Annotated in this window: 21 protein-coding genes; all 21 read left to right on the forward strand. The window is 66.0% G+C overall.

The genetic code is table 11. The features are described from left to right. The first annotated feature begins 1 nt into the window (after position 1). The 21 genes from rpmC (at position 2) to AC4D2O_RS11390 (ending at position 12,679) form a co-directional block, all read left to right on the forward strand. Positions 2–343, forward strand: a complete 342-nt coding sequence (gene rpmC / locus AC4D2O_RS11290) for a 50S ribosomal protein L29 (RefSeq protein ID WP_104050955.1) — start codon at positions 2–4, stop codon at positions 341–343. Further along, on the forward strand, positions 340–651 hold the full coding sequence (gene rpsQ, locus AC4D2O_RS11295) for a 30S ribosomal protein S17 (RefSeq protein ID WP_334210696.1): 312 nt from the start codon (positions 340–342) through the stop codon (positions 649–651). Before rpmC ends, rpsQ begins: the two co-directional genes overlap by 4 nt. 346 nt (positions 652–997) lie before the next feature. Further along, a complete protein-coding gene (rplN, locus tag AC4D2O_RS11300) occupies positions 998–1,366 on the forward strand; it encodes a 50S ribosomal protein L14 (RefSeq protein WP_049829173.1) in 369 nt (122 codons plus the stop codon). Between the two features lie 3 nt (positions 1,367–1,369). Next, a complete protein-coding gene (rplX, locus tag AC4D2O_RS11305) occupies positions 1,370–1,744 on the forward strand; it encodes a 50S ribosomal protein L24 (protein ID WP_490907402.1) in 375 nt (124 codons plus the stop codon). Continuing rightward, on the forward strand, positions 1,744–2,319 hold the full coding sequence (gene rplE / locus AC4D2O_RS11310) for a 50S ribosomal protein L5 (protein WP_490907405.1): 576 nt from the start codon (positions 1,744–1,746) through the stop codon (positions 2,317–2,319). Before rplX ends, rplE begins: the two co-directional genes overlap by 1 nt. Positions 2,320–2,406: 87 nt before the next feature. Next, a complete protein-coding gene (gene rpsH, locus AC4D2O_RS11315; RefSeq protein ID WP_490907409.1) occupies positions 2,407–2,805 on the forward strand; it encodes a 30S ribosomal protein S8 in 399 nt (132 codons plus the stop codon). 18 nt (positions 2,806–2,823) lie between these two features. Beyond that, complete coding sequence (gene rplF / locus AC4D2O_RS11320) at positions 2,824–3,360, forward strand: 50S ribosomal protein L6 (protein WP_490907411.1); 537 nt, start codon at positions 2,824–2,826, stop codon at positions 3,358–3,360. 2 nt (positions 3,361–3,362) lie between these two features. Next, positions 3,363–3,746 carry a 50S ribosomal protein L18 gene (gene rplR / locus AC4D2O_RS11325; RefSeq protein WP_334210693.1) on the forward strand — a complete coding sequence of 128 codons (384 nt, stop codon included), beginning with the start codon at positions 3,363–3,365 and terminating at the stop codon, positions 3,744–3,746. A gap of 29 nt (positions 3,747–3,775) precedes the next feature. Beyond that, complete coding sequence (rpsE, locus tag AC4D2O_RS11330) at positions 3,776–4,480, forward strand: 30S ribosomal protein S5 (protein ID WP_334210692.1); 705 nt, start codon at positions 3,776–3,778, stop codon at positions 4,478–4,480. Continuing rightward, positions 4,480–4,698, forward strand: coding sequence for a 50S ribosomal protein L30 (gene rpmD, locus AC4D2O_RS11335; RefSeq protein ID WP_104050948.1), 219 nt, complete (start codon positions 4,480–4,482; stop codon positions 4,696–4,698). Before rpsE ends, rpmD begins: the two co-directional genes overlap by 1 nt. Further along, positions 4,698–5,195: a 50S ribosomal protein L15 gene (rplO, locus tag AC4D2O_RS11340; protein WP_334210691.1), complete on the forward strand. Its 498-nt coding sequence runs from the start codon at positions 4,698–4,700 to the stop codon at positions 5,193–5,195. The genes rpmD and rplO overlap by 1 nt, the downstream gene beginning before the upstream one ends. A gap of 221 nt (positions 5,196–5,416) precedes the next feature. After that, entirely contained in the window at positions 5,417–6,727 is a 1,311-nt protein-coding gene (gene secY / locus AC4D2O_RS11345; protein WP_490907414.1) for a preprotein translocase subunit SecY, read from the forward strand. A gap of 5 nt (positions 6,728–6,732) precedes the next feature. Beyond that, on the forward strand, positions 6,733–7,296 hold the full coding sequence (locus AC4D2O_RS11350) for an adenylate kinase (RefSeq protein ID WP_490907512.1): 564 nt from the start codon (positions 6,733–6,735) through the stop codon (positions 7,294–7,296). 9 nt (positions 7,297–7,305) lie between these two features. After that, on the forward strand, positions 7,306–8,133 hold the full coding sequence (gene map, locus AC4D2O_RS11355; RefSeq protein WP_490907416.1) for a type I methionyl aminopeptidase: 828 nt from the start codon (positions 7,306–7,308) through the stop codon (positions 8,131–8,133). 227 nt (positions 8,134–8,360) lie between these two features. Continuing rightward, a complete protein-coding gene (gene infA, locus AC4D2O_RS11360) occupies positions 8,361–8,582 on the forward strand; it encodes a translation initiation factor IF-1 (RefSeq protein WP_019481515.1) in 222 nt (73 codons plus the stop codon). 21 nt (positions 8,583–8,603) lie between these two features. Beyond that, positions 8,604–8,717 (forward strand): 50S ribosomal protein L36, encoded by a 114-nt coding sequence (gene rpmJ, locus AC4D2O_RS11365; protein WP_043440658.1) that lies wholly within the window; start codon positions 8,604–8,606, stop codon positions 8,715–8,717. Positions 8,718–8,880: 163 nt separating this feature from the next. Next, on the forward strand, positions 8,881–9,258 hold the full coding sequence (gene rpsM / locus AC4D2O_RS11370) for a 30S ribosomal protein S13 (protein WP_043440660.1): 378 nt from the start codon (positions 8,881–8,883) through the stop codon (positions 9,256–9,258). A 139-nt stretch (positions 9,259–9,397) separates the two neighbouring features. Then, positions 9,398–9,799 carry a 30S ribosomal protein S11 gene (gene rpsK / locus AC4D2O_RS11375; protein ID WP_026531448.1) on the forward strand — a complete coding sequence of 134 codons (402 nt, stop codon included), beginning with the start codon at positions 9,398–9,400 and terminating at the stop codon, positions 9,797–9,799. Between the two features lie 148 nt (positions 9,800–9,947). Further along, complete coding sequence (locus AC4D2O_RS11380; RefSeq protein ID WP_104050943.1) at positions 9,948–10,958, forward strand: DNA-directed RNA polymerase subunit alpha; 1,011 nt, start codon at positions 9,948–9,950, stop codon at positions 10,956–10,958. Between the two features lie 67 nt (positions 10,959–11,025). Continuing rightward, the gene (rplQ, locus tag AC4D2O_RS11385) at positions 11,026–11,640 is read left to right on the forward strand and encodes a 50S ribosomal protein L17 (protein WP_490907423.1); all 615 of its coding nucleotides are present in this window, start codon (positions 11,026–11,028) and stop codon (positions 11,638–11,640) included. A 22-nt stretch (positions 11,641–11,662) separates the two neighbouring features. Continuing rightward, entirely contained in the window at positions 11,663–12,679 is a 1,017-nt protein-coding gene (locus tag AC4D2O_RS11390) for a tRNA pseudouridine synthase A (RefSeq protein ID WP_490907428.1), read from the forward strand. The last annotated feature ends 13 nt before the right edge of the window (positions 12,680–12,692 follow it).

The raw sequence follows: 12,692 nt of genomic DNA on the forward strand, positions 1-12,692 counted from the left end.
TATGGCTCTGGGTTCAAAGGAACTGGCAACAGACCAGCTGGACGGCTTCGATAAGGACCGTCTGGTGGAAGAACTGCGCAAGGCCAAGGAGGAGCTGTTCAACCTCCGTTTCCAGTCGGCCACCGGCCAGCTCGAAAGCCACGGGCGCCTTCGTTCGGTCAAGCGCGACATCGCCCGCATCTACACGGTGCTGCGCGAGCGTGAACTGGGCATCCGCCCCGAGGTCGTCGCTCCCGTCGAGGAAGCGAAGCCCGCGAAGGAGGAGAAGCCCAAGAAAGCCAAGAAGGCCTCCAAGGACGCACCGTCCGTGGACACCGAGGCTTCTGAGGAGGACGCCAAATGAGTGAGCAGCAGAGTGAGACGACCGTAGGAACCGAGAAGGCCGTCCACGACGCCAACTCGCGCGGCTACCGCAAGGTACGCCGTGGCTACGTCGTGTCGGACAAGATGGAGAAGACCATCGTCGTCGAGGTCGAGGACCGCGTGAAGCACGCCCTGTACGGCAAGGTGCTTCGCCGCAGCTCCAAGGTCAAGGCGCACGACGAGAACAACACCGCCGGCATCGGCGACATGGTCCTGATCAGCGAGACCCGCCCCCTGTCCGCCACCAAGCGGTGGCGCCTGGTGGAGGTCATCGAGAAGGCCAAGTAGCACCCGAGCAGTACCGGGGCCGGTTCACCCGGCCCCACCCGGGATGCCCCGGACACGATTTCGTGTCCGGGGCATTTTCGCGATACCATGAGAATCTTGTCTGTCTGGTGGGCTGGCGCATGCCCTCTCGAGGTCACCCTCGCCGGGTCTCCTTCTCAGGGTTCCTTCACACCGGGCAAATAGGCAAAAGCCCGATAATCTTGTTCACCACGAATCCACTGTGCAGAAGATCCACGCACAGCCGCGCGCCCAGGCGTGCACGTGCTGAGTACCAGTATTACGGGGCCCACCCATATCCGTTCCGCAAGGCTCGATGAGAGAACCGGCGCGACGACAGGAGTAATAAGTGATTCAGCAGGAGTCGCGGCTAAAGGTCGCCGACAACACGGGTGCCAAGGAGATCTTGACCATCCGCGTTCTCGGAGGATCCGGGCGCCGCTACGCAGGCATCGGTGACGTCATCGTCGCCACCGTGAAGGACGCGATCCCCGGCGGCAACGTCAAGAAGGGTGACGTCGTCAAGGCGGTCATCGTCCGCACCAAGAAGGAACGCCGCCGTGCGGACGGTTCCTACATCAAGTTTGACGAGAACGCAGCAGTGATCCTGAAGAACGACGGCGACCCCCGCGGTACCCGTATCTTCGGCCCTGTCGGTCGCGAGCTCCGCGACAAGCGTTTCATGAAGATCATCTCGCTGGCGCCGGAGGTGCTGTAGTCCATGGCACAGAAGACAAAGCTCAAGATCAAGAAGGGTGACCTCGTCCAGGTCATCACCGGAGCCCGGCAGGAGCGCGGCGGAGACCGCGGCAAGCAGGGCAAGGTACTGAAGGTGTTCCCGGACACCAACCGCGTGCTCGTGGAGGGTATCAACCGGATCACCAAGCACACCAAGGTCGGCCAGTCGCAGCGCGGCACCACGACCGGTGGCATCGAGGTGGTCGAGGCCCCCGTGCACATCAGCAACGTCGCGGTCGTCGATCCCGAGACCAAGAAGCCGACCCGCGTCGGATACCGCACCGAGACCGTCGAGCGCGACGGCCGCGAGCGTGTTGTCCGCATCCGCGTGGCCAAGTCATCAGGGAAGGATCTGTAATGACTGTCGAAACCGCAGAAACCCGGGTTCTTCCCCGTCTCAAGGCGCGCTACGCGTCCGAGATCAAGGCCACCCTGCAGGAAGAGTTCAACTACTCGAACGTCAACCAGGTCCCGCGCCTGGTGAAGGTCGTCGTGAACATGGGTGTCGGTGACGCCGCCAAGGACTCCAAGCTGATCGACGGAGCCGTCAAGGACCTCACCGCGATCACGGGCCAGAAGCCCCAGGTCACGAAGGCCCGCAAGTCCATCGCACAGTTCAAGCTCCGCGAAGGAATGCCGATCGGCGCGCACGCGACTCTGCGTGGCGACCGCATGTGGGAATTCACGGACCGCCTGATCTCCCTCGCCCTGCCCCGTATCCGCGACTTCCGCGGCCTCAACGGCAAGCAGTTCGACGGCAACGGCAACTACACCTTCGGCCTCACGGAGCAGTCTATGTTCCACGAGATCGACCAGGACCGTATCGACCGGGTGCGTGGCATGGACATCACCGTTGTCACCACCGCCAAGACCGACGCAGAGGGCCGCGCGCTCCTCAAGGCGCTCGGCTTCCCCTTCAAATCCGAAGATTAATCTAACTACGTCTCAGGTCCTCTCCAGGCGGCGCCTCCCGCGCCGACCGGAGAACGGAAACCGTTTCGAGGAAGGGCAAGAGCCCACATGACAATGACAGATCCTGTCGCAGACATGCTCACTCGTCTGCGCAACGCCAATTCGGCTCACCACGATTCCGTGTCCATGCCGTACAGCAAGTTGAAGGCCCGCGTCGCGGACATCCTGAAGGCCGAGGGCTACATCGCCGGCTGGAAGGAAGAGGAAGCGGAGGTCGGCAAGAAGCTGACCATCGACCTGAAGTTCGGACCGGACCGCCAGCGCTCCATCGCCGGCATCCGCCGCATCTCCAAGCCGGGTCTGCGCGTGTACGCGAAGTCCACGAACCTCCCGCACGTGCTCGGCGGCCTCGGCATCGCCATCCTGTCCACGTCCTCCGGTCTGCTCACCGACCGCCAGGCATCCAAGAAGGGTGTGGGTGGGGAAGTCCTCGCCTACGTCTGGTAACGGGAAAGGGAAAGAATAATGTCACGTATTGGACGTCTCCCCATCGCCGTTCCCGCCGGTGTCGAGGTCAAGGTCAACGGTAACGAGGTCTCCGTCAAGGGCTCGAAGGGCGAGCTGAGCCACACGGTTCCCAGCCCCATCGAGGTCACCCTGGACGAGGGCACGGTCACCGTCACGCGCCCGAACGACGAGCGCGAATCCCGGTCGCTGCACGGCCTGACCCGCACGCTGATCTCCAACATGATCGTCGGAGTCACCGAGGGCTACAAGAAGAACCTCGAGATCGTGGGCACGGGTTACCGTGTCCAGGCCAAGGGCAGCGACCTCGAGTTCGCCCTGGGGTACAGCCACCCGGTCGCCGTCGAGGCACCCGAGGGCATCACCCTGACCGTCGACAGCCCCACCAAGCTCTCGGTCGCAGGCATCAACAAGCAGCAGGTCGGCGAGGTCGCTGCAACCATCCGCAAGCTGCGCAAGCCCGACCCCTACAAGGGCAAGGGCATCCGCTACGCAGGCGAGATCATCCGCCGCAAGGTCGGAAAGGCTGGTAAGTAACCATGGGTCTGAGCATCAACAAGAAGCGCAGCTCGAAGAGCAAGTCCGCCTCGCGTGGGCGCCGCCACCTCCGTGTGCGCAAGCGCGTATCCGGCACGGCCGTCCGTCCCCGCCTGGTCGTCAACCGTTCGGCCCGCCACGTCTTCGTGCAGGTCGTCGACGACACCAAGGGCGTGACCGTCGCGTCGGCCTCCACCCTCGAAGCGGACCTCCGTGCATTCGACGGTGACAAGACCGCCAAGGCCAAGCGCGTTGGCGAACTCGTTGCAGAGCGTGCCATGGCTGCCGGCGTCGAAGCGGTCGTCTTCGACCGCGGCGGCAACAAGTACCACGGTCGCGTTGCAGCAATCGCAGACGGCGCACGTGAAGGTGGGCTGGCACTGTGACCGAGGAGAACAAGGCAAAGGAAGCCCCATTGAATACGGCTACAGAGCAGCCCGCGGCCGACGCTCCGGCTGCAGGCACGACGGACACCGCGTCGGCTGACGCGAACCGTGGCCGCGGCGGCAACGCCCGCGGCGGCGAGCGTGGCGGCAACGCCCGCGGCGGCCGCGACGGCAACTCCCGCGGTGGCCGCGACGGCGGACGCAACGACGACAAGGACAAGTTCATTGAACGCGTCGTCACCATCAACCGTGTCGCCAAGGTCGTCAAGGGCGGTCGTCGCTTCAGCTTCACAGCCCTCGTGGTGGTCGGGGACGGCAACGGCATGGTCGGCGTCGGCTACGGCAAGGCGAAGGAAGTTCCCTCCGCCATCCAGAAGGCCGTCGAGGAAGCCAAGAAGACGATGTTCCGCGTTCCGCGCATCGGTGGCACCGTCCCGCACCTGGTGCAGGGCGAGGCAGCAGCCGGCGTCGTCCTCCTGCGTCCCGCCTCCCCGGGTACCGGCGTCATCGCCGGCGGTCCGGTGCGTGCGGTCCTGGAGTGCGTCGGCATCCACGACGTCCTCTCCAAGTCGCTCGGCTCCGCGAACGCCATCAACATCGTTCACGCGACCGTTGACGCGCTGAAGCGCCTCGAAGAGCCCCAGGCAGTCGCGGCCCGCCGTGGCCTGCCGCTGGACGAGGTCGCATCCCACCAGATGCTGCGCGCGATCGCAGCTCAGAAGGCAGGTGCGTGATGACCGCGATCACCCCCAAGCGCGTGCGCGTCAGCACCGCGAAGCTGGAGATCACCCAGATCAAGTCCGCCATTGGCGGCAAGCAGAACCAGCGCGACACGCTGCGGTCGCTCGGCCTGAAGCGGATCGGCCACACCGTGGTCCGTGAAGCGGATGCCGTCACCGTCGGCATGATCAACACGGTTCCGCACCTCTTGAAGGTTGAGGAGGCCAACTAATGGCAGAGAACAACAGCGCGGCTCCGGCCGCAACCGAGGCCAAGGCCGAGCGCGTCCACGCGCTCAAGGTCCACCACCTCCGCCCCGCACCGGGTGCCAAGACGGCGAAGACCCGTGTCGGCCGTGGTGAGGGTTCGAAGGGTAAGACCGCAGGCCGTGGTACCAAGGGAACCGCAGCCCGCTACCAGGTGAAGGCAGGATTCGCCGGCGGCCAGCTGCCGCTGCACATGCGCCTTCCCAAGCTGCGCGGCTTCAAGAACCCGTTCCGCGTCGAGTTCCAGGTCGTGAACCTGGACAAGCTGTCCGAGCTCTACCCGGCCGGCGGCGACGTCACGGTGGAGAGCCTGGTGGCCAACGGTGCCGTCCGCAAGAACCAGCCCGTCAAGGTGCTGGGGACCGGCGAGATCACGGTGGCCGTGAACGTGTCGGCCGACGCGTTCTCGGCATCCGCTGCAGAGAAGATCGCTGCAGCCGGCGGGACCGTCACCGAGCTGTAGGTCATGCGCCTCCCTCTCCCGGCGCGTCCGGGGGAGGGTGGCTGTGATCCATGGCACTTAGGAACTAGACTTCTGGTGGGCTGGCTCGACCGGCCCGCCAGGAGTCTTTTTTCGGCTACAGCCACCCATCACCCGCCGGTTCTCGAGCACCGGTGACCAACCGTTAGACTCGGTTGTTGTGTACGGTCCGCGTCAGGACCAACAGACCTTCAGGAGGACGCTTGCTTAGCGCTATTGGCCGGGCATTCCGGACGCCAGACTTGCGGCGCAAGCTGTTGTTCACGCTGGGAATCATCACCATCTTCCGTCTCGGGGCCTTCATCCCCGCTCCGGGCGTCGACTACGGGAACGTCCAGCAGTGCCTGGCTCTCGGTAACACCGAGGGCGGTCTCTACCAGTTCGTCAACCTCTTCAGTGGCGGCGCCCTCCTCCAGGTCTCCATCTTCGCGCTGGGCATCATGCCGTACATCACGGCCAGCATCATCACGCAGCTCCTCCGGGTGGTCATTCCCCGCTTCCAGGAGCTCCACCAGGAAGGCGCCCAGGGCCAGTCCAAGCTGACCCAGTACACGCGCTACCTCACGATCGCGCTCGGCCTCCTGAACGCGACCACCCTCGTCTCGCTCGCCCGTTCCGGCGCGCTGCTCGGCAACTGCCCCGTGCCCCTGATCCCGGACGACTCGCTGATCATCATCGTCCTGCTGATCATCACACTGACCGCCGGTACCGGCCTCATCATGTGGATGGGCGAGCTCATCACCGAGAAGGGCGTGGGCAACGGCATGTCGCTGCTCATCTTCACGGCCATCGCCGCAGGCTTCCCCACCTCGCTCGGCGAGATCTTCCGCACCCAGGGCGCCACCGTCTTCGCCTTCGTGCTCGCCATGGGCGTCGTCGTCGTCGCCCTCGTGATCTTCGTGGAGCAGTCGCAGCGCCGCATCCCGGTGCAGTACGCCAAGCGCATGGTCGGTCGCCGTACCCTCGGGGGCAGCAGCACGTACATCCCGATCAAGGTGAACATGGCGGGTGTCATCCCCGTGATCTTCGCGTCCTCGATGCTGTACCTGCCGAGCCTGATCGCCCAGTTCAACACGCCCCAGGACGGCACCGCGCCCGCCGGCTGGGTCAACTGGATCACCACGTACCTCACCAGTGGCGACCACCCCCTCTACATGGCGATGTACTTCCTGCTCATCGTCTTCTTCACCTACTTCTACGTGGCCATCACGTTCAACCCGGACGAGGTGTCCGAGAACATGAAGAAGTACGGTGGATTCATCCCCGGCATCCGCGCCGGCCGGCCGACGGCGGAGTACCTGCAGTACGTGCTCTCCCGCATCACACTGCCGGGTGCCATCTACCTCGGACTCGTGGCGCTGATCCCGCTGATCGCCCTCGTGGCCATCGGAGCCAACCAGAACTTCCCGTTCGGTGGCACGTCGATCCTCATCATGGTCGGTGTGGGGCTCGAGACAGTGAAGCAGATCGACGCCCAGCTCCAGCAGCGTCACTACGAAGGGTTGTTGCGTTGACCAGAATGCTGATCATCGGTCCTCCCGGCTCGGGCAAGGGCACGCAGGCCGCCCGCATCTCGGAGCGCCTCGGGGTCGTCGCCATCTCCACCGGCGACATCTTCCGGGACAACGTCAAGCGCGAGACGCCGCTCGGCGTCGAGGCCAAGACGTACATGGACGCCGGCGACTTCGTCCCGGACAGCGTCACCAACAGCATGGTCCGCGACCGCCTCGCCGCGGACGACGTCCAGGAGGGCTTCCTCCTGGACGGCTACCCGCGCACCGCGGCGCAGGTCGCCGAGCTCGACGACATCCTGCGGGAGAACGACCTCGAACTCGACGTGGTCCTCCAGCTCACGGCCGACGACGAGGAGCTCGTGAAGCGACTCCTCGGGCGTGCCTCCCTCGACGGGCGTACCGACGACAAGGAACAGGTCATCCGCCACCGTCTGGGGCTCTACCACGACCAGACCGAGGCCGTAGTCTCGCGGTACGCAGACCGCGGCATCGTGACCAGGGTCGACGGCCTCGGGTCGATCGACGAGGTCACCGAACGCGTCATGGCAGCACTCACCGTTCCGAGCTAGGACCCCCTCATGTTCCGCCAGCCCAAGATCGAGTACAAGACCACCAGCCAGATGCTGGTGATGCGCGAAGCCGGGCTGGTGCTGTCCAGGGCCCTCGACGAGACGGTGGCCGCCGCGCGCGTGGGCGTCACGACGGCCCAGCTCAACGACGTGTTCGAGGGCGTCCTCCAGGAGGAGGGCGCGACGTCGAACTTCCTCGGCTACCACGGCTTCCCGGCGAGCATCTGCACCTCCGTCAACCACGAGGTGGTCCACGGTATCCCCGGCGGGTACACGCTGCAGGACGGGGACATCATCTCGATCGACGGCGGCGCCGTCGTGCGTGGGTGGCACTCCGACTCCGCACGCACCGCGATCGTCGGCACCCCGCGGCCGGAGGACGTCCGCCTCTCGGACGTCACCGAGGAGGCGATGTGGCGGGGGATCGCGGCACTGGCGTCCGCCCGCTTCGTCGGCGACATCGGCTCGGCGATCGACGACTACGTGTCCTCCGTCCCCGGGCCGGCCCTCGGGATCCTCGAGGACTACGTAGGGCACGGCATCGGCACGCAGATGCACCAAGCGCCCGACGTCCTCAACTACCGCAGCACCCACCGCGGACCGAAGGTCCGGCCAGGTCTGTGCCTCGCGATCGAGCCCATGCTCGTGCAGGGCGGTCTCGAGACCGCAGTGCTCGACGACGACTGGACCGTCATCACCACCGACGGCAAGCGTGCCTCCCAGTGGGAGCACAGCGTCGCGGTGCACGACGGCGGCATCTGGGTGCTCACGGCACCCGACGGGGGAGCGTCCCGGCTCGGACCCCTCGGCGTCACGCCGGTCCCGCTGGAGAGCTGACCTCCCAGGCCCGCCCATCGCGGCCCGGGACGGCCATCCGGCCGGCCCTGATTTAACGATCGACGGACTGTAGCGTAGAGTGGTCTGTTGGTTGTCTCTGCTTTCCGTGCCCAAACGGGCCCCGGAGACCTTCCCGCCGAACGAGCTCCGGCTCGTCGGGGGTCCGACGATCAAAACCCAGAACCCGTCCGCCATGCAAGTGGCGGGCATAGACGTTAGCGGAGGATATGGCCAAGAAAGACGGTGTCATTGAGATTGAAGGCACTGTGAACGAGGCGCTGCCCAACGCGATGTTCCGCGTTGAGCTGGCCAACGGTCACATTGTCCTCGCCCACATCTCGGGAAAGATGCGCCAGCACTACATCCGAATCCTTCCTGAGGACCGGGTCGTAGTGGAACTGAGCCCGTACGACCTCACCCGAGGCCGTATCGTCTACCGCTACAAATAAGAATCAACTCGAAGGAAAACCATGAAGGTCAACCCGAGCGTGAAGCGGATCTGCGAGAAGTGCCAGGTGGTTCGCCGCAAAGGCAACGTTCTCGTCATCTGCGAGAACCCGCGCCACAAGCAGCGCCAGGGCTGAGAACCTCTCCTAGAGGCTCTTCCCGCGCGTAGAAGTACATTCAACGGCAGAACAGCGTCCCGTCAGGGGCGTACACCCCCGGCACGGAGGCCGGGGACCAGGACACAGGTCCCGGGGACGTTCTGCTCCATACCTCCGGCAACACCAAAGGAGCACCGCCACCATGGCACGTCTCGCTGGCGTAGACATCCCCCGTGAAAAGCGGGTAGTCATCGCGCTTACCTATATCTACGGCGTGGGCAAGACCCGTGCAGAGAAGACGATCGTCGACACGGGGATCTCCCCGAACACGCGCGTCAAGGACCTCTCCGACGTCGAGCTGGTCCAGCTCCGCGACTACATCGAAGGCAACTTCAAGGTCGAGGGTGACCTCCGCCGAGAGGTCGCCGCCGACATCCGCCGCAAGGTGGAGATCGGCAGCTACGAAGGCATCCGGCACCGCCGCGGCCTTCCCGTACGCGGACAGCGTACGAAGACGAACGCCCGTACCCGCAAGGGCCCGAAGCGTACGGTCGCAGGCAAGAAGAAGGTCGGACGCTAGATCCCCACTGGCTCCCTAACGTGACTCGCTAGCGCTCGTCACGCCAGGGGACCCTCGCCAGCGGAGGCCCCTGTTCGTGGGACTCCCGTGGGATTCGATCCGAATCAATGCTTTACCCAATACCTTCGTAGGAGAAGTAATGCCCCCCAAGACTCGTGGAGCGGTTCGTAAGCCGCGTCGCAAGGACAAGAAGAACATCGCGCTCGGTCAGGCGCACATCAAGAGCACCTTCAACAACACCATCGTGTCCATCACGGACCCGAGCGGTGCGGTCATCTCCTGGGCCTCGGCCGGCGAGGTCGGCTTCAAGGGCTCACGCAAGTCCACCCCGTTCGCCGCGCAGATGGCCGCCGAGGCCGCTGCGAAGCGCGCACAGGAGCACGGCGTCAAGAAGGTCGACGTCTTCGTGAAGGGCCCGGGTTCGGGCCGCGAGACCGCCATCCGCTCGCTGCAGGCCACCGGCCTCGAGGTCGGATCCATCTCGGACGTCACCCCGAGCGCTCACAACGGCTGCCGCCCGCCGAAGCGTCGCCGCGTCTAACGAAGCGAGCCGTCACCGTGCCGCCCTGCAGGAACCCACGTGGTCCGGCAGGGCGGTTCGGTGCCGTTCCAGCAGTTTTGCCGGCTGACCCGCAGTCCCGCCCATTTCGAAGTGTCATATAGCGGATGCTTCCTGAAAGGATATGTAAGTGCTTATTGCACAGCGCCCCACCCTGACTGAAGAAGTAGTCGCCGACAACCGCTCGCGGTTCGTCATCGAGCCCCTCGAGCCCGGTTTCGGCTACACCCTCGGCAACTCGCTCCGCCGCACGCTCCTGTCCTCAATCCCGGGTGCTGCCGTCACGAGCATCCGCATCGACGGCGTCCTGCACGAATTCACCACGGTTCCCGGGGTGAAGGAGGATGTCACCGAGATCATCCTGAACATCAAGAACCTCGCCGTCTCCTCGGAGCACGACGAGCCCGTCGTCGCCTACCTGCGCAAGCAGGGACCCGGCGTCGTCACGGCCGCTGACATCGCGCCTCCCGCAGGCGTCGAGTTCCACAACCCGGACCTCCACATCGCGACCCTCAACTCGAAGGGCAAGTTCGAGCTCGAGCTGACCATCGAGCGTGGACGCGGTTACGTGTCGGCATCGCAGAACAAGTCCGGCGACTCGGAGATCGGCCGCATCCCGGTCGACTCCATCTACTCGCCGGTCCTGAAGGTCACCTTCCGCGTCGAGGCCACCCGAGTGGAGCAGCGCACCGACTTCGACAAGCTGATCGTCGATGTCGAGACGAAGGACGCCATCGCCCCGCGCGACGCCGTCGCGTCGGCCGGCACCACCCTGGTGGAGCTGTTCGGTCTGGCCCGCGAACTGAACACCGCGGCCGAGGGCATCGAGATCGGCCCGTCGCCGACGGACGCAGCACTTGCTGCCGACATGGCGCTGCCGATCGAGGACCTCGAACTCACGGTCCGCTCGTACAACTGCCTCAAGCGTGAGGGCATCCACTCCGTGGGTGAACTCGTCGCGCGCTCCGAGGCCGACCTCATGGACATCCGCAACTTCGGTGCGAAGTCCATCGACGAGGTCAAGGCGAAGCTCGTGGAGCTCGGTCTGTCCCTGAAGGATTCCCCTCCAGGCTTCGACCTTGCCGCCCGCGCTGCCGCCATCGAAGAGGACGACGTCGTCTACGGCGACGAAGAGCTCTAACACGCTACCTGTCCGCCCGCCGCGCGCCCGTCGCGGCGGGCGGACACCCTAATGAGGAGAAAGAACCATGCCCACACCCACTAAGGGCCCACGTCTCGGAGGCGGTCCGGCGCACGAACGCCTGATGCTCGCCAACCTGGCCGCCTCACTGTTCGAGCACAAGCGCATCACCACCACGGTGACGAAGGCCAAGCGCCTCCGGCCCTACGCCGAGCGCCTGGTGACCTTCGCGAAGAAGGGTGACCTCGCGTCGCGCCGTCGCGTCCTCGCCGTCATCAGCAACAAGAGCATCGTCCACGAGCTGTTCACGGACATTGCTCCCGCCGTCGCCAACCGCGAGGGTGGCTACACCCGCATCACGAAGATCGGCAACCGCAAGGGCGACAACGCCCCCATGGCCGTCATCGAACTGGTGCTGGAGCCCATGTCCGCCAAGCAGTCCGTGGTCGCCGAGGCCGAGCGCGCAGCATCGGCCCCCGCCGCTGCAGCAGCACCGGCATCGCCCGAGGCCGACGCAGTCGATTCCGTCGACTCCGTGGACTCGGTGGATTCCGCCGAGTCGGCTGAGTCCGCGGCTTCTGCCGACGAAGTCGCAGCCGAGGACACCACGGTCGACGCCGAAGCCGGCGTCGCCGACGAGGTCGTCGTCGTCGAGGGCACCGTCGAGGACGAGAAGAAGTAATTCTTCCCTCCCCACGCACACCATGATCACCCAGGAGCCCGCCGTCCCCCCGAGGGACGGCGGGCTTCTGCGTGTCCGGTTGGACATCGCGTACGACGGCTCCCTGTTCTCGGGCTGGGCCCTGCAGCCCGGTCTCATCACCGTGCAGGGCGTCCTCGAGGGCGCGCTGTTCACGCTCCTGCGTCGGCAGGTGCGCCTGACCGTCGGGGGACGGACCGACGCCGGCGTCCACGCCCGCGGTCAGGTGGCGCACATCGACCTCACACCGGCCGAGTGGCACGCGATGGCGAGGGGGCGCGACGTCGACCCCTCCGACGCCTTTTTGCGACGGCTCACCGGTGCCATCAACCGCGAGCTGACGGACGGCGTCACCGGGCGCGGACGTTCCGTCAGGAACTCCGTGCCCGCCGTGGTCGTCCGCTCCGCCACGCAGGCGCCCGACGGGTTCGACGCACGCTTCTCCGCACTCTGGCGCCGCTACAGTTACGCCATCGCGGATACGGCGACCGGACAGGACCCGTTGCGCCGGCACACCACCCTCTGGCACCCGGCACCGCTGGACGTCGCGCTGCTCAACGAGGGCGCGGGGCACCTGCTGGGCATGCAGGACTTCGCCGCGTTCTGCAAGCCGCGCGAAGGGTCCACCACCATCCGCGAGCTGCAGCGGTACGAGTTCACCCGCGGGCACGACGGCGTGATCATCGCGACCGTGCAGGCCGACGCCTTCTGCCACAACATGGTGCGCGCCCTCATCGGATCGACGCTGCGGGTCGGTTCGGGCGAGATGCCGCCCGGGTGGCTCGCCGAACGGCTGGCCGCCCGGCTCAAGGATGCACGGTCCGTCCTCGCTGCACCGCACCCCCTCGTCCTCGAGGAGATCGCCTACCCCGGGAACGGGGAGCTCGCCGCCCGCGCCGACCTGACCCGCTCCCGCCGGACGGTGGACCACCTCGCGGTCCCCGGCACGCGTGCGGCCCGGTCGCCGGAGGACGCGTCGGTGTCGCCGCTCGAGGGATCCTCGGGCCGCCCGGAGGCCTAGACCCCACGCCGCC

It is taken from the genome of Arthrobacter sp. TJ-238 (assembly GCF_058269215.1).